Origin of the sequence: Enterobacter sp. 120016 (assembly GCF_018383635.1) — a bacterium.
Lineage (GTDB): Bacteria > Pseudomonadota > Gammaproteobacteria > Enterobacterales > Enterobacteriaceae > Enterobacter > Enterobacter asburiae_D.
Genome location: NZ_JAHAWC010000002.1, coordinates 266,598 through 286,570, shown reverse-complemented (window position 1 = coordinate 286,570; position 19,973 = coordinate 266,598). Strand labels below are relative to the sequence as shown.

Annotated in this window: 18 protein-coding genes; 2 read left to right on the top strand and 16 right to left on the bottom strand. The window is 56.8% G+C overall.

Annotated features, from left to right (window positions below):
* Positions 1 to 4: 4 nt before the first annotated feature.
* From menF to KIF87_RS05605, 3 genes are all read right to left on the bottom strand, one after another.
* Complete coding sequence (menF, locus tag KIF87_RS05615; protein ID WP_213328146.1) at positions 5 to 1,300, bottom strand: isochorismate synthase MenF; 1,296 nt, start codon at positions 1,298 to 1,300, stop codon at positions 5 to 7.
* Between the two features lie 96 nt (positions 1,301 to 1,396).
* Complete coding sequence (gene elaB, locus KIF87_RS05610; protein WP_213328145.1) at positions 1,397 to 1,702, bottom strand: stress response protein ElaB; 306 nt, start codon at positions 1,700 to 1,702, stop codon at positions 1,397 to 1,399.
* Between the two features lie 53 nt (positions 1,703 to 1,755).
* Positions 1,756 to 2,217 (bottom strand): GNAT family N-acetyltransferase, encoded by a 462-nt coding sequence (locus KIF87_RS05605; protein WP_213328144.1) that lies wholly within the window; start codon positions 2,215 to 2,217, stop codon positions 1,756 to 1,758.
* A gap of 71 nt (positions 2,218 to 2,288) precedes the next feature.
* On the opposite strand from KIF87_RS05605, the gene rnz reads away from it, so the two are divergent.
* Positions 2,289 to 3,206: a ribonuclease Z gene (rnz, locus tag KIF87_RS05600; RefSeq protein WP_213328143.1), complete on the top strand. Its 918-nt coding sequence runs from the start codon at positions 2,289 to 2,291 to the stop codon at positions 3,204 to 3,206.
* Between the two features lie 64 nt (positions 3,207 to 3,270).
* Entirely contained in the window at positions 3,271 to 4,275 is a 1,005-nt protein-coding gene (locus tag KIF87_RS05595; RefSeq protein ID WP_193939380.1) for a chemotaxis protein, read from the top strand.
* Between the two features lie 91 nt (positions 4,276 to 4,366).
* Here KIF87_RS05595 and nuoN read toward each other — a convergent pair whose 3' ends face one another.
* The 13 genes from nuoN to nuoA form a co-directional block, all read right to left on the bottom strand.
* Positions 4,367 to 5,824 (bottom strand): NADH-quinone oxidoreductase subunit NuoN, encoded by a 1,458-nt coding sequence (gene nuoN, locus KIF87_RS05590; protein ID WP_211438298.1) that lies wholly within the window; start codon positions 5,822 to 5,824, stop codon positions 4,367 to 4,369.
* A gap of 6 nt (positions 5,825 to 5,830) precedes the next feature.
* Positions 5,831 to 7,360 carry an NADH-quinone oxidoreductase subunit M gene (nuoM, locus tag KIF87_RS05585; protein ID WP_023312532.1) on the bottom strand — a complete coding sequence of 510 codons (1,530 nt, stop codon included), beginning with the start codon at positions 7,358 to 7,360 and terminating at the stop codon, positions 5,831 to 5,833.
* 159 nt (positions 7,361 to 7,519) lie between these two features.
* Positions 7,520 to 9,361, bottom strand: a complete 1,842-nt coding sequence (nuoL, locus tag KIF87_RS05580) for an NADH-quinone oxidoreductase subunit L (protein ID WP_063143734.1) — start codon at positions 9,359 to 9,361, stop codon at positions 7,520 to 7,522.
* Entirely contained in the window at positions 9,358 to 9,660 is a 303-nt protein-coding gene (gene nuoK / locus KIF87_RS05575; RefSeq protein ID WP_003861496.1) for an NADH-quinone oxidoreductase subunit NuoK, read from the bottom strand. Before nuoK ends, nuoL begins: the two co-directional genes overlap by 4 nt.
* Positions 9,657 to 10,211 carry an NADH-quinone oxidoreductase subunit J gene (nuoJ, locus tag KIF87_RS05570; RefSeq protein WP_029741935.1) on the bottom strand — a complete coding sequence of 185 codons (555 nt, stop codon included), beginning with the start codon at positions 10,209 to 10,211 and terminating at the stop codon, positions 9,657 to 9,659. Before nuoJ ends, nuoK begins: the two co-directional genes overlap by 4 nt.
* Before the next feature lie 10 nt (positions 10,212 to 10,221).
* Positions 10,222 to 10,764: an NADH-quinone oxidoreductase subunit NuoI gene (gene nuoI / locus KIF87_RS05565; RefSeq protein WP_003861491.1), complete on the bottom strand. Its 543-nt coding sequence runs from the start codon at positions 10,762 to 10,764 to the stop codon at positions 10,222 to 10,224.
* Between the two features lie 13 nt (positions 10,765 to 10,777).
* The gene (gene nuoH / locus KIF87_RS05560; protein ID WP_047346615.1) at positions 10,778 to 11,755 is read right to left on the bottom strand and encodes an NADH-quinone oxidoreductase subunit NuoH; all 978 of its coding nucleotides are present in this window, start codon (positions 11,753 to 11,755) and stop codon (positions 10,778 to 10,780) included.
* A complete protein-coding gene (gene nuoG, locus KIF87_RS05555; protein WP_213328142.1) occupies positions 11,752 to 14,475 on the bottom strand; it encodes an NADH-quinone oxidoreductase subunit NuoG in 2,724 nt (907 codons plus the stop codon). Before nuoG ends, nuoH begins: the two co-directional genes overlap by 4 nt.
* A 55-nt stretch (positions 14,476 to 14,530) precedes the next feature.
* Entirely contained in the window at positions 14,531 to 15,868 is a 1,338-nt protein-coding gene (nuoF, locus tag KIF87_RS05550) for an NADH-quinone oxidoreductase subunit NuoF (RefSeq protein ID WP_023312536.1), read from the bottom strand.
* Positions 15,865 to 16,365 carry an NADH-quinone oxidoreductase subunit NuoE gene (gene nuoE / locus KIF87_RS05545; RefSeq protein ID WP_006176513.1) on the bottom strand — a complete coding sequence of 167 codons (501 nt, stop codon included), beginning with the start codon at positions 16,363 to 16,365 and terminating at the stop codon, positions 15,865 to 15,867. The genes nuoF and nuoE overlap by 4 nt, the downstream gene beginning before the upstream one ends.
* Positions 16,366 to 16,367: 2 nt before the next feature.
* The gene (gene nuoC / locus KIF87_RS05540) at positions 16,368 to 18,170 is read right to left on the bottom strand and encodes an NADH-quinone oxidoreductase subunit C/D (RefSeq protein WP_023312537.1); all 1,803 of its coding nucleotides are present in this window, start codon (positions 18,168 to 18,170) and stop codon (positions 16,368 to 16,370) included.
* A gap of 89 nt (positions 18,171 to 18,259) precedes the next feature.
* The gene (gene nuoB, locus KIF87_RS05535; RefSeq protein WP_003861482.1) at positions 18,260 to 18,934 is read right to left on the bottom strand and encodes an NADH-quinone oxidoreductase subunit NuoB; all 675 of its coding nucleotides are present in this window, start codon (positions 18,932 to 18,934) and stop codon (positions 18,260 to 18,262) included.
* A gap of 15 nt (positions 18,935 to 18,949) precedes the next feature.
* Positions 18,950 to 19,390 (bottom strand): NADH-quinone oxidoreductase subunit NuoA, encoded by a 441-nt coding sequence (gene nuoA / locus KIF87_RS05530; protein WP_014171000.1) that lies wholly within the window; start codon positions 19,388 to 19,390, stop codon positions 18,950 to 18,952.
* Positions 19,391 to 19,973 lie beyond the last annotated feature (583 nt).

Below are 19,973 nucleotides of genomic sequence, written 5' to 3'. Positions count from 1 at the left end.
AGTATTAATCCCTTAGGAGCAGAGAGCGCAATCCGGCGGCTTTGTTTTCAATCTCCTGCCACTCCTGCTCCGGGTCAGACCCGCTGACAATACCGGCGCCGGCGTAGAGCCGCAGAGAATCCTCCAGCACGCGCGCGGAGCGCAACGCTACGCAGAACTCACTCTGTTCGGGAGATAAATACCCGGCCGAACCGGCGTACCATTCGCGGTTAAAGGGCTCAACCTTCTGGATAAACTCGCGCGCAGGCTGTCGGGGTAATCCGGCAACGGCCGCGGTCGGCTGCAGCATGAGCAGACACTGCTCGTCATCGGCCTGTTTGAGCTCGGTCCAGATACAGCGGCGCAAATGCTGCACCTTACGCAGGCGCACCACCTGGGCGGGCAGTACCTCAAGCGTCTGCGTATGGTGCTGAAGACGCTGGCAGATATCTTCCACGACCAGCATATTTTCGCGCTGGTTTTTATCGTCATTCAGCAGCCACTCGCCGAGACGCTGGGCCTGGCTATCATCGGTATGGCTGGCAACGGTGCCCGCCAGCGCTTCCGTGCGCAGCAGCTTGCCGCGCCGCCGCCACAGACGCTCCGGCGTAGAGCCAAGAAACGCGTTGTTAGCGTCGAATACCATGCAAAAATGGTAGCAGTGTAAATTCAGGGCGCGGCTGGCCGCCATCAGCGCGACAGGGTTAACGCGCTGCGTGAACTGCAGATCGGTTGCCCGGGCGAGAACCACTTTTTCAAAATCACCGCGCGCGATGGTCTCCGTCGCCGTGCGGATAAGCTTCAGCCATTCGGCCTGCTGCGGCTGATGGGTTTCGTGCTCAACCTGAACGGACAGCGGACGGATAGATCTCGCAGGACGGAGATGCTGTAAAAAATCCAGCGCGACGCAGGCATCCTCCTCAAGCGAGCGGTCGCTCCACAGCTGCAGGCGCAGCGTGGCGTTGCCGGCGGTGCGTCGCCAGAGCAGTCGCGGTAAAAAGAGGCTGCCCTGCTCCGGATTAAAGGCGTTCAGGCCACAAATGCGGGTATCACTTGCTGCGTTTTGCTCGCGCAAAAACTGCGAGGCTAATGCCAGAGAGGGAAATTGGGTGACTGCCCCCAGCGCGGCCAGCTCTTCATCGCCGTTACGCTGCTGCCAGTAAAACTGCGGATAACACTGCTGCTCGCCCAGCCAGGCGAGGGGATCGAAGGCGTCTTTTAACGGGAAAGAGACGTCGAAATGACGTATGCCGGGTGCTGCGGGTAACGCTTGCGATAGCTGGGTACGCAGTTGCTCCAGCGCGAGGAAAATCGAATTCACGCGAACCTCTCCCTGTTAAAACCTCGTATTATACGGGGTACTGACCATAAATAGCAGTACCCACGTATAGGGAGTGGTTAAGCGTTTAAAACGCTGTTAACGACGGGCTAACAGCAGCCCCAGCACCAGCCCCACGGCGGCACCCACCCCAATACCCTGCCACGGTTTTTCATGCACGTAATCATCGGCACGATACACCGCTTTTTTGGCACGGTAGTAGTAAGTATCTGACGCATGGCTGACGCGGTTTTTCACTTCATGCAGCGCCCGCTCGGCACGGGCCTTTAGCTCAATATATTTCTGATCGGCAGGGTCGCCCGAGGAACGTAACACCTCTTCAAGCGTTTCGCTCAGTAAGGCCAGGTCGTCGTCGATACGGGTATCCCAGGATTGAAATGACATATTTTTCTCCATGTTAGTACACCAGTCCGCTAACTATAGCCAACGAGATGCCATTACGCCTGTTTCGTTTCCCGCGCCATGCCGATGTGCGGAATGCCATCTTCGTCATACACTTCCGTTACCGGCGTGAAGCCAAAGTGGGCATAGAACGACTGCAGGTGCGCCTGCGCGCCCAGGTATAACGCCTTGTCCGTCCACTGTTTCCGGCACGCTTCCAGCGTTTTTTCCATCAGCTGATAGCCCAGTTTTTCACCGCGCGCCTTGCCGCTGATGATGACGCGGCCAATCACGACAGGCTCAAAATCATCTTCGCTTTTCAGAATCCTCGCATACGCCACCAGCTCGTTATCACGCCAGCCGAGGATATGGCGGTTCTCGCCAACGAGGTCATCGCCATCGATGTCCTGATACGGGCAGGTCTGTTCCACAACAAACACTTCGCAGCGCAGCTTCAGCAGGGCGTAAAGTGCATTAACGGTGAGGTCGCTATGATGTAAATCTTGCCACTGGATCATGTCAGTCTCCTTACTGGGGTTCATCACGTTATACTAAACCCCTCCCCGTTCGGCAAAGGGCTGATTGCGTTATGGAACTGATTTTTCTGGGTACGTCCGCTGGCGTGCCAACCCGCTCACGGAACGTGACGGCGATCCTGCTGGATCTTAAGCACCCCACCCGGGGCGGGCTGTGGCTGTTTGACTGTGGTGAAGGGACGCAGCATCAGCTGTTACACACCGTTTATCACCCCGGCAAGCTGGATAACATTTTTATCACCCATCTGCATGGCGACCATCTGTTTGGCCTTCCCGGCCTGCTGTGCAGCCGCTCGATGGCCGGTAACGCCAACCCGCTGACGATTTACGGGCCAGCGGGTATTCGTGAATTTGTTGAAGCTACGCTGAGCCTGAGCGGGTCATGGACCGATTATCCGCTGGAGGTCGTTGAGATTACCGAAGGCCTGGTATTCGACGACGGGGATTATCGGGTCACTGCTCAACCGCTCAGTCATCCTGTGGAATGCTATGGCTACCGTATTGAAGCGCATGACAAACCCGGTGCGCTGGATGCCGCCGCGCTGATGGCCGACGGCGTAAAACCCGGGCCGCTGTTCCAGCGTCTGAAGCATGGAGAGACCGTCACGCTGGAGGACGGACGCGTCATCAACGGCCAGGATTATCTCGCCGCACCGCAGCCGGGCAAAAAACTGGCGATTTTTGGCGATACGGCCCCTTGCCAGGCGGCGCTCACGCTGGCCCAGGGCGTGGACGTGATGGTGCATGAAGCGACGCTTGAAACCGCGATGGAAGAGAAAGCCAACAGCCGGGGCCACAGCTCCACGCGTCAGGCGGCGCAGCTTGCCCGTGATGCGGGTGTAGGAAGACTGATCGTCACCCACGTCAGCTCGCGCTACGACGCGCGGGGATGCGCAGGCCTGCTGGCAGAGTGCCGCACGCTGTTCTCGGAATGTGAGCTGGCCGAAGATTTCGCTCAGGTCAGCGTTTAGTCCTTCATTTTTCCCTCAGGATGCCGATAACGATTAAAAGGTCAGCATTTCTCTCGAGGGTAGAATGGATAATTTCCAGAAAGATATTGATGACAGGGCGAATCTGACCCTGTCGAACCGTTTTGAACTGTTGCTGTTCCGTCTTGGCACCTCTCTGAACGAAAATAAATCCGAGCTGTTTGGGATTAACGTCTTTAAGCTGCGTGAAATTGTGCCGATGCCGGAGTTCACAAAACCCGCCGGGATGAAGTCGCCGCTGATGGGAATGGTGAATATTCGCGATCAGGTGATCCCGGTGATTGACCTGGCCGCCGTGGCGGGCTGTAAGCCCACCACCGGGCTGAACATTCTGCTGATCACCGAATATGCGCGCAGCGTGCAGGCGTTTGCCGTGGAATCGGTTGAGAACATCATGCGTCTGGACTGGAAGCAGGTGCACGCGGCGGAAACCGCCGTCAGCGGTCGCTACATCACCAGCATTGCGTGTCTTGACGAGAAGACCGATACCAACGATCTGGCAATGGTGCTGGACGTTGAGCAGATCCTGTATGACATCACCCCGGCCAATCACGATCTGCACGCCACGAACCTGAAGACCACCAAATTCCATATCAAGCCAGGCGCTGTCGCCATCGTCGCGGAAGACTCTAAAGTGGCGCGCTCGATGCTGGAGAAAGGTCTGCAGGCAATGGAGATCCCGGCACAGCTGCATATCACCGGCAAAGAGGCGTGGGAGAAAATTGGCGTGCTGGCGGCGCAGGCCCAGGCTGAAGGGGTTCCCATCACCGATAAGATCGCTCTGGTGCTGACCGACCTCGAAATGCCGGAGATGGACGGCTTTACGCTGACGCGCAAAATCAAAACCGACCCGGTACTGAAAGATATTCCGGTGGTGATCCACTCTTCCCTTTCCGGCAACGCCAACGAAGACCATATTCGCAAGGTGAAGGCGGACGGGTATGTGGCGAAGTTTGAGCTGAACGAGCTGTCGTCGGTGATTGAGGAAGTGCTGGACCGCTCGATGAAGAAGATTGACGGGCCGTTGATTAGCAGGAAGCAGCTGTCTTAAGCATTGTGCGGGCTGGTGCCCTCACCCCGGCCCTCTCCCACGGGGAGAGGGCGAAAACCATAAAAAAACCCGCCGAGGCGGGTTTTTTGTTTTACATCAGCGGCATCGCGCGCTGCACGATATCAATCAGCGGCTGCGGATAGATACCGAAGATCAGCACCAGCAGCGCGGAGATAAGCACGACGATACCACCGGCGCTGTACTGCCAGTTGGTTGGGGCATCACGGTTGAGCTGCTGAGGTGCGCTCAGGTACAGGCTCACGGCCACGCGCAGGTAGTAGTAGAGGCCAATCGCGGAGCCGATAATCACGCCCGCAGTCAGCCACCACAGGTGCGCCTGCACACCGACGGCCAGCACGTAGAACTTACCGATAAAGCCGAGCGTCATCGGGATACCTGCCAGAGAGAGCATCATCACGGTCATCACTGCGGACAGGATCGGACGGTGCCAGAACAGACCACGGTAGGAGAACAGTGAATCGGCATCCGGACCACGGTACGGGCTGGACATCAGGCTCACCACGCCGAAGGCGCCGAGGCTGCTGAACAGGTAGCCGGCCAGGTACACGCCCACGGCTTCCATCGACATCTCACCGCTCTGCAACGCAATCAGCGCCACCATCAGGTAGCCCAGATGAGAGATAGACGAGTAGCCCAGCAGACGCTTGATGTTGGTCTGGCTCAGCGCCATCAGGTTACCGAAGATGATGGAGACGAAGGCGATAATGCCCAGCACCACGCGAACCGCTTCGCTGTCACCGACCGGTGCGTACAGGAACAGACGCATGACCACACCGAAGATAGCGATTTTGCTCGCCGTCGCCAGGAAGGTCGACACCGGAGCCGGAGCGCCCTGGTAGACGTCTGGCGTCCACAGGTGGAACGGCACAAGAGAGAGTTTAAAGCCGAGACCCACGATCATCATGCCCAGACCCGCCAGCAGCAGCGGCTCATGCAGCATGCCGTCACCGAGGCTCTTGCCGAGCGCCATGAAGGAGAGGTTACCGGACTGTGCGTACAGCAGCGCAATACCAAACAGCAGGAACGAGGACGCAGCAGCAGACAGAATGGTGTACTTGATGCTTGCTTCCAGCGAGCGCTTCTGACGGAAGGCGTAACCAATCAGGCCGAACAGCGGCAGAGAGATCAGCTCAATACCGAGGAACAGCGCGGCCAGATGGTTCGCATTCGCCAGCAAAATGCCGCCCAGCGCGGCAATCAGAACCAGCAGGTAAAACTCTTCTTTATTGTCGTTGTAGCCTTCGAGCCACGGGTACGCAAAGGTACAGGTTGCCAGGCTCGCCAGCAGCACGAGACCGGTATACAGCATGGCGTAACCGTCAACGCGCATCAGCGGGGTGACGTCCATCGCCCCGCCCTGGCCAACAAACCAGAGAGAGACTAACGCGGCGTTCAGGCCGATGACCGACAGCGTGGCATTCAGGAAGTGATTGCGTCGCCACGCAATGGAGAGCATCACAACCACCACCGTCAATCCGACGATCAGCAGCGGTAGCAGCGCGATCAGTTGTTGTGGAGTTATTGTCATGGCGAATTACGGCCTTGTAGTAGAAGCAGAATTAACAAACCACTGCTGGATGTTACCCATCGCGCTATGCGAGGTATCCAGAATCGGCTGCGGGAAGAAGCCCAGCAGCACCAGCAGTACGACCAGCAGCAGGATGATGAACAGCTCACGCAGCGACATCCCCGGCAGTTCTTGTGCAGCAATTTCGCTCTTCGCTTTACCGAAGTAAGCGCGGTGCAGCATCGCCAGCGAGTACACGGAAGCGAACACCAGACCAAAGGTGGAGATCACGGTAATCACCGGTACCACTTTGAAGCTGCCGAACAGAATCATAAATTCGCCGACGAAGTTACCGGTACCCGGCATCCCCAGAGTGGCAACAGCGAAGAACATGGACAGCGCTGGCAGCCACTTAATTTTGCTCCACAGGCCGCCCATCATGCGCATGTCGCGGGTATGCAGACGTTCATACAGCTGACCGCACAGGATGAAGAGGCCGGCTGCGGACAGACCGTGCGCAATCATCTGGATCACCGCGCCCTGGTACGCCAGCTGGCTGCCGGTGTAGATAGCAATCAGCACGAAGCCCATGTGGGAAACGGAGGTGTAGGCAATCAGACGCTTGATGTCGTACTGCGTGAAGGCCATCCAGGCACCGTAGAAGATACCGATCACACCCAGCCACATGGCAATCGGTGCGAACTCTGCGGAGGCATTCGGGAACAGCGGCAGTGCGAAACGCAGCAGACCGTAGGCCGCCGTTTTCAGCAAGATGCCCGCCAGGTCAACGGAACCCGCCGTTGGTGCCTGAGAGTGCGCGTCTGGCAGCCAGCCGTGCAGCGGAACGACCGGCATTTTCACCGCGAAGGCGATGAAGAAGCCCAGCATCAGCAGGTATTCAACGCCGTGTGACATTGGCGTTTTCAGCAGATCTTCGTAGTTGAAGGTCCAGGTGCCGGTCGCGTTGTGGTGAACAAACACCAGCGCCAGAATGGCAATCAACATCACCAGACCACTCGCCTGGGTATAGATGAAGAACTTGGTTGCCGCCGTGATACGCGTTTTACCGTCGGACGCCTTATGGCCCCACAGCGCGATCAGGAAGTACATCGGCACCAGCATCATCTCCCAGAAGAAGAAGAACAGGAACATGTCGATGGCAAGGAACACGCCGATCACGCCGCCCAGGATCCACATCAGGTTCAGGTGGAAGAAGCCCTGGTATTTTTCGATTTCTCGCCAGGAGCAAAGTACCGCCAGAACGCCGAGCAGACCGGTCAGCACCACCATCAGCAGCGACAGACCGTCAATCGCCAGGTGGATCGTAATGCCGAAACGCGGGATCCACGGCAGAATGAACTCAGACTGCCACTGCGGAATGCCCGCAGACTGGGTCAGTGAGTAACCGCCCTGCAACCACAGTTGCAGGCCAAGCGCGAGCGTCAATCCCATGGTGATCAGCGCAATCCAGCGCGGCATCTTCACGCCAAAGCGTTCAGTCTGCCAGCACAGGAAGCCGCCGATGAAGGGAATTAATATTAGCCAGGGTAGTAACATGGCGATTTTTATTCCTTGTTAAAGTCCCTAAGGGACCGATTTTCAACAAATTCGACAAAATTCACGCGTTAGTGCGGTTTGTGGTGTCGGGTGGCGCTCACGCTTACCCGACCTACGGTCTCGTAGGCCCGGTAAGCGCAGCGCCACCGGGCAAAACCACTATCGCAACACCATCAGCAGCGCCAGTACGACAACCGCACCGATGCTCATGGACGCCACATACCAGCGCAGGTAACCGTTCTCGCTGTACAGCAGGCCTTTACCTGCAAAGCGGGAGAGGATCGCCGGGATATTCATCAGGCTGTTCAGTGGGTCGCGCTTCACCAGCCACGCAATGCCCAGGAACGGCTTAACGAAGATCATGTCGTACAGCCAGTCGAAGCCCCACGCGTTGTACCACCAGGTGCCCAGCAGGCGGCCCGGGGCGCTGTTGGCAACGGCAGTCACCAGCGTACGTTTACCCAGCCACAGCCATGCTGCAATCAGGATGCCCGCAATAGCGACCACGCCGGAGGTGATTTCAAGCGTCAGAACGCGACCGTGCTCAAGCTCGGTGGTGTCTGGCAGTACGCCCTGCAGCGGTGGCACAATCATCGCGCCAACGAAGGTGGACAGTACCAGCAGCACAATCAGCGGCAGGTGGTGGGTGATCCCCTTCCCTGCGTGAGCGTGAATTTGTTCTTTACCGTGGAATACGATGAAAATCATACGGAAGGTATACAGGGAGGTCATGAACGCACCGACCAGACCCGCAACCATCAGATTGATATGACCATTCGCCATGGCACCCGCAAGGATTTCGTCCTTACTGAAGAAGCCCGCGGTAATCAGCGGCAGTGCCGCCAGCGCCGCGCCGCCTACCAGGAAGCAGATATAAACCAGCGGGATGGACTTACGCAGTCCGCCCATCTTGAAGATGTTCTGCTCGTGATGGCAGGCCAGAATCACAGAACCGGATGAGAGGAACAGCAGCGCTTTAAAGAACGCGTGCGTCATCAGGTGGAAAATGGCTGCGTCCCACGCCTGAACGCCCAGCGCCAGGAACATGTAACCAATCTGGCTCATGGTGGAGTACGCGAGAACGCGTTTGATGTCGGTCTGCACCAGCGCGGCAAAGCCTGCCAGCACCAGCGTGACCGCACCGACGATACCCACCAGATGCAGAATTTCCGGGGTCATCAGGAACAGGCCATGGGTACGCGCAATCAGGTAGACACCAGCGGTTACCATGGTCGCGGCGTGGATCAGCGCGGAGACAGGGGTTGGACCCGCCATCGCGTCGGCCAGCCAGGTCTGCAGCGGCAGCTGCGCGGATTTACCCACGGCACCACCCAGCAGCATCAGCGTTGCCCACCACAGCATATTGTTGCCTGCTGCGAAGTGCGCTGGCGCCAGTTCCACCATTTCGCGGAAGTTCAGCGTGCCCAGTTCGTTGTAAAGAATGAACAGCGCGAAAGCGAGGAAAACGTCACCCACGCGGGTCACGACGAACGCTTTCATGGCCGCTGCGCCATTCTTCGGATCGGTATAGTAGAAACCGATCAGCAGGTAAGAACACAGACCCACGCCTTCCCAGCCCAGGTACATCAGCAGCAGGTTATCGGCCAGCACCAGAACCACCATGCTGGCGATAAACAGGTTGGTGTAGGCGAAGAAGCGGGAGTACCCCTCTTCACCGCGCATATACCAGGAGGCGAACATGTGGATCAGGAAGCCAACACCGGTGACCACGGAGAGCATGGTCAGCGAGAGGCCGTCCAGCACCAGGTTGAAGCCGATGTTGAAATCGCCGACCGACATCCACGTCCACAGCGGCACGCTGAAAGGCTGACGTCCGTTGTTAAAGAAGTCGATACCCGCATACGCTGTGACCAGCGCAGCCAGGCCGATGGAGCCAATGCCCACGGTCGCAGACAGATTCTCAGACCAGCGGCCGCGAGAAAACGCCAGCAGCACGAAGCCAATCAGCGGAAAAATAATGGTTAAGGCAAGCATGTTCATCCACGCAACTCACTTACTGAATCGATGTTCAGGTTCTGGCGGCGACGATGGAGCTGCAGTAACAGCGCCAGGCCAATACTCGCTTCGGCAGCCGCGAGGCTGATGGCAAGAATGTACATCACCTGACCATCGGTCTGGCCCCAGTAGCTTCCGGCGACCACGAAGGCCAGCGCGGAGGCGTTAATCATGATTTCCAGCCCGATCAGCATAAACAGCAGATTGCGGCGGATAACCAGACCGGTCAGACCCAGGACGAATAAAATCGCAGCGAGGATCAGTCCATGTGTTAAGGGGATCATGCGCGCTCCTCCATTTTTCTTTTCGCGCGGTCGTCAGTGCGGTTGCTCAGCACCTCGCCAACACGCTCTTCGCGGCCAACGTGGAAAGCAACAACCAGACCTGCCAGCAGCAGCATTGAGGCCAGTTCAACCGCCAGAACGTATGGGCCAAAGAGCGTAATACCGACCTCTTTCGCGCCAATCGGCGTTCCGTCAATGCCCTGATCGTTAACACCCAGAATGGCGTAAACGATCACCACCAGCATGATGGCCGACAAAATTGCCGGGCCAATCCACACCTGCGGTTTTAACCACTGACGTTCCTGCTCAATTTCAGAGCCGCCCAGGTTCAGCATCATCACCACGAACACGAACAGCACCATGATGGCCCCGGCGTAGACGATGATTTCCAGCGCACCGGCGAAGTGCGCGCCCAGTGCGAAGAACACCCCGGAAATGGCCAGCAGCGAGATGATTAAGTACAGCAGCGCATGCACCGGATTGGTGTGCGTAATCACTCGCAGCGTAGCCAGGATGGCGATAAGGCCACAGATATAAAAAGCGAATTCCATTGCCCTCTCCTTACGGTAACAGGCTCTTGACGTCGATAGGCTTAGCTTCGTTCTCTGCTTCGCCCTTATCTTTGCCGTCGATTGCCATACCCGCCATCCGGTAGAAGTTATATTCCGGGTATTTGCCCGGACCGGAAATCAGCAGATCCTCTTTCTCGTACACCAGGTCCTGACGCTTGTACTCACCCAGCTCGAAGTCTGGAGTCAGCTGAATCGCCGTGGTTGGGCACGCTTCTTCACACAGACCGCAAAAGATGCAGCGTGAGAAGTTGATGCGGAAGAACTCAGGGTACCAGCGGCCGTCTACCGTCTCTGCTTTCTGCAGAGAGATACAGCCTACCGGACACGCTACCGCACACAGGTTACAGGCAACGCAGCGCTCGGAACCGTCCGGGTCGCGCGTCAGCACGATACGGCCACGGTAGCGCGGCGGCAGATATACCGGCTCTTCCGGGTACATCCGGGTTTCGCGTTTGGCAAACGCGTGCAGGCCGATCATCCAGATACTGCGTACCTGGGTACCGAAGCCTACCAGTAATTCTTTTAAGGTCATGGTCTATAGCCCCTTATGGCTGCTGCCAGAGAATGACAGCCGCCGTTACCAACAAGTTGACGAGCGTCAGCGGCAGGCACACTTTCCAGCCGAAGGACATTACCTGGTCATAACGCGGACGCGGTAACGCTGCGCGAATCAAAATGAACATCATCATGAAGAACGCGGTTTTCAGCGCGAACCAGATGAACGGCGGTAAGAACGGGCCATGCCAGCCACCGAAGAACAGCGTTACCATCAACGCGGAAATGGTGACGATACCGATGTACTCGCCCACGAAGAACAGACCGAATTTCATACCGGAATATTCAATGTGGTAACCGTCGGCCAGTTCCTGTTCGGCTTCTGGCTGGTCAAACGGGTGACGGTGACACACGGCCACGCCCGCGATTGCAAAGGTAATAAACCCAAAGAACTGCGGAATAACGTTCCAGATGTCGGCCTGGTTGTTGACGATGTCGGTCATGTTGAATGAACCGGCCTGCGCCACCACGCCCATCAGGGAGAGACCCAGGAACACTTCGTAGCTCAGTGTCTGCGCGGAAGCACGCATCGCACCCAGCAGGGAGTATTTGTTGTTACTGGACCAGCCTGCAAACAGCACCGCGTAAACCGCGAGGCCTGCCATCATCAGGAAGAACAGAATGCCGATGTTCAGGTCAGCGACCACCCAGGTCGGGCTGACCGGAACGATAGCAAACGCCAGCAGCAGCGAGGTGAAGGCGATCATCGGTGCCAGAGTAAAGATCACGCGGTCCGAGAAGCGCGGGATCCAGTCCTCTTTAAAGAACATCTTGATCATGTCCGCGACCAGCTGGAGTGAACCACCCCAGCCTACGCGGTTCGGTCCGTAACGGTTCTGGAACAGACCGAGCAGACGACGTTCACCAAAGCTCATGAACGCACCGCAGGTGACCACTACCAGCAGGATAACAACCGCTTTCAGAATGCTCAGCAGGATGTCGATAAGATCCGGCGTTAACCAACTCATGCTTTTGCCTCCTGCAGGTTATCAAGACGCGCACCCGCCAGAACCGGCGCGATGCCAGGCATACCCATCGGCAGACCCACCTGCCCTGCTGTCAGACCTTCGGAGATAATCAGCGGCAGGCTGATTGTCTGGCCGTCATAGCTAAAGGCAATGTTCGCGCCCGCGTTAACGCCAAGCTTCGCGGCATCCGCCGGGTTGAGCTTGATGTACGGCTGCGGCATACGGGTCTGGAAGACCGGTGAACGCTGGGACAGCTCGTCGCTACCGAACAGATGGTAGTACGGCGCGATACGCCAGTTACCATCCTGCGCCTGGAAGCTCGCTGGAACGGTGGTGAAGAAGTCCAGACCGGTTTCGGAGGCTTCAATCAGACGCACGCCCGGATCGCCGTGGCGCAGGGAGCCACCCACTTCAGCCTGGAACTTGTTCCACGCCTGCGGGGAGTTCCAGCCTGGCGCCCATGCGAATGGGATTTGCGAACGCGGCGCAGACGGCTGGTTGTTCCCTTCCATGGAGAAGGCGAACATGGTGTCTTTATCCTGCGGCTGGCGCGGTTCGTGCACGCTGATATTGGCACGCATCGCGGTACGGCCGCTGTAGCGGTGCGGTTCACGCGCCAGTTTCTGGCCGCGAATGCGGAAGCTTGCTTCAGGTGCGGCATCTTTAATGCCTGCCAGCTGAGGCAGTTTTTCGACTACCGCGTCGATAACGTGGTCGAGCTGCGTCCAGTCCACTTCACGGCTCTGCACGGTGCTGTGCAGGGAGTGCAGCCAGCGCCAGCTTTCCAGCATCACGGTGTTGCTGTCGTAGTACGCCGGGTCGTAAACCTGGAAGAAACGCTGTGCGCGGCCTTCGTTGTTAATCACCGTACCGTCGCTTTCTGCGAAGCTTGCCGCAGAGAGCACCAGGTGCGCTTTGTCCATGATCGCGGTGCGCTGATGGTCAATGACCATCACCAGCGGCGCTTTGGAGAGCGCGGCGTCAACGCGAGCGGCAGAGGCGTGACGGTGCAGGTCGTTTTCCAGCACCACAACGGCGTCGGCAGAACCGGATTCCAGTTCGCTTAACGCTGCTTCCAGAGAACCGCCGCCGATCATGCCCAGACCAATGCTGTTCACCGCACGGGCAATCATGGTCACGCCGACGTCCGCACCGCGGCCTTTCAGGGCTTTGGCAACGTTGGCTGCCGCCTGAATGATCTCCGCACTGCCGGCGTTGGTACCGGAAATAATCAGCGGTTTCTTCGCACCCGCCAGGGCCTGAACAATCACGTCAACCTTGTTCTGCAGGTCGCGATCCAGTTCTACCGCCGGAGAGCTGTTGTCCAGCGCGTGGGCAATCGCAAAGCCGAGGCGCGCCTGATCTTCAACCGGCGCGCAGTAGGTCCACGCGGCGATGTCGTCCAGACGGGTGTTGTCAACGTTGGTCACAAACAGAGGATGCTTCGCGCGCTGGCCGATGTTCAGGATCGCCGCAATCTGCCAGTCAGCCACTTTCTGCGCCGCTGCCATTTCACGTGCTTTACCCTTCACCGCCTGACGAACCGCCAGAGCCGCGCGTGCGCCCGTCTGCGTCAGGTCTTCACCCAGCACCAGGACCGCATCATAAGATTCAATTTCGCGCAGCGCAGGGGTATGAATACCGCCTTCACGCAGCACTTTCAGTACCAATTGCAGACGTTCCTGCTCGCCCTGGGCGATACCGGTATAGAAGTTTTCCGCTCCAACCAGCTCGCGCAGCGCGAAGTTGCTTTCGATGCTGGCGCGCGGGGAGCCGATACCGATCACTTTCTTCGACTGGCGCAGAATATCTGCCGCGCCCTGCATCGCCTGTTCAGCGTTCAGGGTAATGAAGTCGTCGCCACGGCGCTGAACCGGCTGACGCGGACGGTCTTTCAGGTTCACATAGCCATAGCCGAAACGACCGCGGTCGCACAGGAAGTAGTGGTTAACGGTACCGTTGTAACGGTTTTCGATACGGCGCAGTTCGCCGTAGCGCTCACCCGGGCTGGTGTTACAGCCGAGGGAACACTGCTGGCAGATGCTTGGCGCAAACTGCATGTCCCATTTACGGTTGTAACGCTCGGAGTGGGTTTTATCCGTGAAGACGCCGGTCGGGCAGATTTCTACCAGGTTACCGGAGAACTCGCTTTCCAGCACGCCGTCTTCCGGACGACCGAAGTAGACGTTATCGTGCGCGCCATATACGCCCAGATCCTGACCGTCTGCATAGTCTTTGTAGTAACGCACGCAGCGGTAGCAGGCGATGCAGCGGTTCATTTCGTGAGAGATGAACGGCCCCAGGTCCTGATTACGGTGGGTACGCTTGGTAAAGCGATAGCGACGGAAGCTGTGGCCGGTCATCACGGTCATATCCTGAAGGTGGCAGTTACCACCCTCTTCACAGACCGGACAGTCGTGCGGGTGGTTGGTCATCAACCATTCCACTACGCTTTCGCGGAACTGTTTCGCTTCTTCGTCATCAATCGAAATAAAGGTGCCTTCGGTGGCTGGCGTCATACAGGACATCACCAGGCGACCACGCGTGTCTTCCGCGTTTTGATATTGCTTCACCGCACACTGGCGGCAAGCACCGACGCTGCCCAGCGCCGGATGCCAGCAAAAGTACGGAATATCGAGGCCAAGAGACAGACAAGCTTCCAGCAGGTTGTCCGCCCCGTTGACTTCGTATTCTTTGCCGTCTACATGAATCGTAGCCATTAGCATGCTTCCAGTTGGCTCGGTCGAAACCGAGCGTTAATCAAAATTCTTGTCGTTACCAGCGCGCTTTAAGCAGGTTCGGCTGAATCCCATTAATCGCATGGGTATTGCTGAACGGCTGCTTGATGCCTGCTTCGAACTCGTCGCGGAAATATTTGATCGCGCTCTGCAGAGGTTCGACGGCACCCGGTGCGTGGGCACAGAAGGTTTTACCCGGGCCTAAGAATCGACACAGTTGCTCAAGCGTCTCGATATCCCCAGGCTGGCCTTCGCCACGTTCGATTGCACGCAGGATCTTCACGCTCCACGGCAGGCCATCACGGCATGGTGTACACCAGCCGCAGGACTCGCGGGCGAAGAACTCTTCCAGGTTACGCACCAGCGAGACCATGCCGATCTCGTGGTCGACGGCCATCGCCAGCGCCGTACCCAGACGGCTGCCTGCTTTACCAATGCTTTCGAATTCCATCGGCAGGTCAAGGTGGGCTTCGGTAAGGAAGTCTGTCCCTGCCCCACCCGGCTGCCAGGCTTTAAATTTCAGGCCATCGCGCATGCCGCCCGCGTAGTCTTCAAGAATTTCACGTGCGGTGGTACCGAACGGCAGTTCCCAGACGCCAGGATTTTTAACGCGACCAGAGAAGCCCATCAGCTTGGTACCGGCATCTTTGCTTGAGGAGATGCCCTGATACCACTCCACGCCGTTGGCGAGGATAGCCGGAACGTTACACAGGGTTTCAACGTTGTTTACGCAGGTCGGTTTACCCCATACGCCGGAGCTTGCCGGGAACGGTGGCTTGGAACGCGGGTTCGCACGGCGGCCTTCCAGGGAGTTAATCAGCGCGGTTTCTTCACCGCAGATATAACGCCCGGCGCCGGTGTGCACGAACAGTTCGAAGTCAAACCCGGTACCCAGGATGTTTTTGCCCAGCAGGCCCGCTTCGGTAGCTTCGGCAATCGCGCGACGCAGGTTTTCCGCCGCTTCGATGTACTCACCGCGCAGGAAGATATAGCCGCGGTACGCTTTCAGCGCAAACGCGGAGATCAGCATGCCTTCCACCAGCAGGTGCGGCAGCTGTTCCATCAGCAGGCGGTCTTTATAGGTGCCCGGCTCCATTTCATCGGCGTTACACAGCAGGTAACGGATGTTCATGGATTCGTCTTTCGGCATCAGGCTCCACTTCAGACCGGTGGAGAAGCCCGCACCGCCGCGCCCTTTCAGGCCGGAGTCTTTCACCGCATTAACGATGTCATCCGGCGCCATGCCGCCGAGGGCTTTACGCGCACCGGCATAGCCGTTTTTGCTCTGGTATTCGTCGAGCCATACCGGCTGTTTGTCATCGCGCAGACGCCAGGTCAGCGGATGCGTCTCAGCAGTACGAATTACAGTTTTCATTTGTACTGCTCCAGCAGGTCAGGAATCGCTTCCGGCGTCAGATGGCTGTGAGTGTCCTCATCAATCATCATGGTCGGCCCCTTGTCGCAGTTACCCAGGCAGCAGGTTGGCAGCAGAGTAAAGCGTCCATCGAACGTGGTCTGGCCCGGCTTGATATTGAGCTTCTTCTCAATCGCAGCCTGGATGCCCTGATACCCGGTGATGTGGCAGACAACGCTGTCACAGTAGCGGATCACATGGCGGCCAACCGGCTGACGGAAGATCTGGCTGTAGAACGTGGCTACGCCTTCTACGTCGCTTGCCGGAATACCCAGCACTTTCGCGATCTCATAGATCGCCCCATCCGGCACCCAACCACGCTGTTTCTGTACGATTTTCAGCGCTTCAATGGACGCCGCACGCGGGTCTTCGTAGTGGTGCATCTCATGCTCAATGGCGGCACGTTCTGCTTCACTCAGCTCAAAAGCCTCGGTTTGTGGTTGTTGATTCTCGTGCATAATTAGCGGTCCACATCTGACATAACAAAATCGATACTACCCAGATACACAATCAGGTCGGAGACCAGACTGCCGCGGATGGCGGACGGGATCTGCTGCAGGTGCGCAAAGCTCGGCGTACGCACGCGGGTACGGTAGCTCATGGTGCTGCCGTCACTGGTCAGGTAGTAACTGTTAATACCCTTGGTCGCTTCAATCATCTGGAAGGATTCTTGCGCCGGCATGACCGGACCCCAGGAAACCTGCAGGAAGTGGGTGATCAGGGTTTCGATATGTTGCAGCGTGCGCTCTTTCGGTGGTGGCGTCGTCAGCGGGTGATCCGCCTTGAACGGGCCTTCCGGCATGTTGTTGAGGCACTGCTCAAGGATGCGCAGACTCTGGCGCAGCTCTTCTACTTTCAGCATCACGCGGGTGTAGCAGTCGGAAACACCGCCGCCCACCGGGACTTCAAAGTCGAAGTTCTCGTAGCCAGAGTAAGGACGGGCTTTACGCACGTCGAAATCAATACCGGTCGCACGCAGACCTGCACCTGTCGTACCCCACTCCAGCGCTTCTTTCGCGCCGTAGGCAGCAACGCCCTGGGAACGGCCTTTCAGGATGGTGTTGCGGAGTGCGGCTTTCTCGTAAGACGCCAGACGTTTTGGCATCCAGTCGAGGAATTCACGCAGCAGACGGTCCCAGCCACGCGGCAGATCGTGTGCCACACCGCCGATACGGAACCAGGCCGGGTGCATACGGAAACCGGTAATTGCTTCTACCAGATCGTAGATTTTCTGACGGTCGGTAAAGGCGAAGAAGACCGGAGTCATCGCGCCGACGTCCTGAATGAACGTGGAGATGTACAGCAGGTGGCTGTTGATACGGAACAGCTCTGACAGCATGACGCGAATCACGTTAACGCGATCCGGCGTAACGATTCCCGCCAGTTTCTCAACGGCCAGCACGTATGGCATCTCGTTGACGCAGCCGCCGAGGTACTCGATACGGTCGGTATACGGAATGTAGCTGTGCCAGGACTGACGCTCGCCCATCTTCTCAGCACCACGGTGGTGGTAGCCGATGTCAGGCACGCAGTCGACAATCTCTTCGCCATCAAGCTGAAGAATAATACGGAATGCACCGTGCGCAGACGGGTGGTTTGGACCGAGGTTGAGGAACATGAAGTCCTCGTTGTCGGTACCGCGCTTCATGCCCCAGTCTTCCGGCTTGAAGGTCAGCGCTTCCATCTCCAGATCCTGCTTGGCTTTGGTCAGCTCAAACGGATCGAATTCGGTTGCACGTGCCGGGTAGTCTTTACGCAGCGGGTGGCCGGTCCAGGTCTGCGGCATCATGATGCGCGTCAGGTGCGGGTGGCCGTCGAAGGTCATGCCGAACATTTCCCAGGTTTCACGCTCGTACCAGTTGGCGTTCGGGAACAGTTTGGTGATCGTCGGCAGATGCATGTCGTTTTCAGACAATGCCACCTTGAGCATGATATCCGTATTACGGTCTATTGAGATCAGGTGGTAGAAAACGGAAAAATCCGCAGCAGGGAGGCCCTGGCGGTGGGTACGCAGACGTTCATCCATGCCGTGTAAGTCAAACAGCATGACGTACGGTTTTGGCAATTTCTTGAGGAAATCGACAACTTCCAGCAATTGCTCACGCTTCACCCAAACAACGGGTACCCCGGTGCGGGTAGCCTGAACAGTAAAGGCATCCGGCCCAAAACGGTTGCGCAGTTCGCCAATGACTGGGTCATCCAGATGATCCCGGGTCTGCCAGGCGGCTTCTTGCGCGGTTAAGTCGGTCATATTGTTCACCATTGCAAATGGTCCGTGGTGACTGTTGAGCCTGGCTTCGCGCTATTTGAGTAGTGATATGCGAAGGTGTTCTCCAGGCCTACAGGCGCAAATTAAATTTCGTCAGGCGTACGCAGATTGGTGACGGCAATACGTTCACCACGTTTACGCTCGCGCTCAGACTGCATGTTCGCGCGATACACACCCTGATCGCCAACAACCCACGACAGTGGGCGACGTTCTTTACCGATAGACTCCTGCAGCAGCATCAGCGCCTGCATGTAAGCTTCCGGACGTGGCGGACAACCCGGGATGTACACATCCACTGGAATAAACTTATCTACGCCCTGCACGACGGAATAGATGTCGTACATACCGCCAGAGTTTGCACATGCGCCCATGGAGATAACCCATTTAGGCTCCAGCATCTGGTCATAAAGACGCTGAATAACAGGTGCCATCTTGGTAAAGCACGTACCGGCTACCACCATCAGGTCAGCCTGACGTGGGGAAGCACGCAGTACCTCTGCCCCAAAACGCGCAACGTCATGCACCGCAGTGAATGACGTCACCATTTCAACGTAGCAGCAAGAAAGGCCAAAGTTGTACGGCCAGATGGAGTTCTTACGACCCCAGTTGACCATATCGTGCATGGCATGTTCGAGTTTGCCCATGTACACGCTTTTATTGACTTCTTGCTCCAGGGGGTCGGTTACGATCTCCTGTTTTTGCAGGGGGTAACGGTCATTCTCACCGTTAGGATCTATGCGGGTGAGCGTATAATCCATCTTATTGCCTCGCTGTTACTGCTGACGATTAGAGATACTGTTTTCCGGGTTGATGTGTTCACGACGTGAACGCGCAGGCGTCCAGTCAAGCGCGCCAATACGCACCAGATAAACCAGACCGGCCAGTAGCACTAAAATGAAAATTGCGGCCTCGACAAAGCCCACCCAACCACTTTCGCGGATGGACGTTGACCATGCGAAAAGGTAAAGCGCTTCCACGTCGAAGATGACGAAGAACATGGCTACCAGATAGAACTTGGCAGACAGGCGTAAGCGAGCGGAACCTACTGAATCAATACCTGATTCGAAAGGTGTGTTTTTGTGCCTTGCACGGGCGCGACCGCCCAGGAACCAGCCGCCGACTAACATCAGGCAGCACAGGCCAATGGCTACAATAAGAAAGATTGCGAATGCCCAGTGATGAGCGATGACTTCTGTGGATGTTGACATACTCATTGCTTACTCATCAAAAGTGATACCAACGACACTGCTCTTGCTGGCAGATGGGCATCACATCGATTCATGGGGAGGAACAAATAACCTTACACTAACTGTCAGAAATGAGACGTAGACAGCAAAATGATGGGGTTTTTTACTCCTTTCTATAACCTATTGTCAACTTTAACAAAGGTTTCTTCACATTAAATTACATCGAGCGATTCTCATTAACATTTGGTGCCCTTTAACCCTGGTGGGTGCATGACTTTCCGTCAAATGTATGTTGTTGAATCGTGTCCGTTTCGGAAGTAAAAAAAATAACCCTCCTATTTTGACAGGATTTGCCAACGATTCCTCCCCCCAAATAGGAGTATTTTCTTGATCTGAGACACGCTTTTGTTAATTCAACCTGGAAAACGGCAACATATTTCCTGTTTTTTTAACATGAGAGGGATGTGGATGAAGTTAGAACGGAAAACGGACAAGTTTTAAGCAAAAGCATTTATCTCATTGATAAATAGAGGATATCCTGAAAATCCATGCGCCATAAGCGGGTATTATTGCTAAAAAAAAGCCACTGCATGTGAAAATCACACGAGTG

What these genes read in the sequence shown, in the direction of transcription:
- elaB (WP_213328145.1), bottom strand. Translation starts at nt 1,702, where the DNA reads ATGTCATTTCAATCCTGGGATACCCGTATCGACGACGACCTGGCCTTA.
- KIF87_RS05605 (WP_213328144.1), bottom strand. Translation starts at nt 2,217, where the DNA reads ATGATCCAGTGGCAAGATTTACATCATAGCGACCTCACCGTTAATGCA.
- rnz (WP_213328143.1), top strand. Translation starts at nt 2,289, where the DNA reads ATGGAACTGATTTTTCTGGGTACGTCCGCTGGCGTGCCAACCCGCTCA.
- KIF87_RS05595 (WP_193939380.1), top strand. Translation starts at nt 3,271, where the DNA reads ATGGATAATTTCCAGAAAGATATTGATGACAGGGCGAATCTGACCCTG.
- nuoN (WP_211438298.1), bottom strand. Translation starts at nt 5,824, where the DNA reads ATGACAATAACTCCACAACAACTGATCGCGCTGCTACCGCTGCTGATC.
- nuoM (WP_023312532.1), bottom strand. Translation starts at nt 7,360, where the DNA reads ATGTTACTACCCTGGCTAATATTAATTCCCTTCATCGGCGGCTTCCTG.
- nuoL (WP_063143734.1), bottom strand. Translation starts at nt 9,361, where the DNA reads ATGAACATGCTTGCCTTAACCATTATTTTTCCGCTGATTGGCTTCGTG.
- nuoK (WP_003861496.1), bottom strand. Translation starts at nt 9,660, where the DNA reads ATGATCCCCTTAACACATGGACTGATCCTCGCTGCGATTTTATTCGTC.
- nuoJ (WP_029741935.1), bottom strand. Translation starts at nt 10,211, where the DNA reads ATGGAATTCGCTTTTTATATCTGTGGCCTTATCGCCATCCTGGCTACG.
- nuoI (WP_003861491.1), bottom strand. Translation starts at nt 10,764, where the DNA reads ATGACCTTAAAAGAATTACTGGTAGGCTTCGGTACCCAGGTACGCAGT.
- nuoH (WP_047346615.1), bottom strand. Translation starts at nt 11,755, where the DNA reads ATGAGTTGGTTAACGCCGGATCTTATCGACATCCTGCTGAGCATTCTG.
- nuoG (WP_213328142.1), bottom strand. Translation starts at nt 14,475, where the DNA reads ATGGCTACGATTCATGTAGACGGCAAAGAATACGAAGTCAACGGGGCG.
- nuoF (WP_023312536.1), bottom strand. Translation starts at nt 15,868, where the DNA reads ATGAAAACTGTAATTCGTACTGCTGAGACGCATCCGCTGACCTGGCGT.
- nuoE (WP_006176513.1), bottom strand. Translation starts at nt 16,365, where the DNA reads ATGCACGAGAATCAACAACCACAAACCGAGGCTTTTGAGCTGAGTGAA.
- nuoC (WP_023312537.1), bottom strand. Translation starts at nt 18,170, where the DNA reads ATGGTGAACAATATGACCGACTTAACCGCGCAAGAAGCCGCCTGGCAG.
- nuoB (WP_003861482.1), bottom strand. Translation starts at nt 18,934, where the DNA reads ATGGATTATACGCTCACCCGCATAGATCCTAACGGTGAGAATGACCGT.
- nuoA (WP_014171000.1), bottom strand. Translation starts at nt 19,390, where the DNA reads ATGAGTATGTCAACATCCACAGAAGTCATCGCTCATCACTGGGCATTC.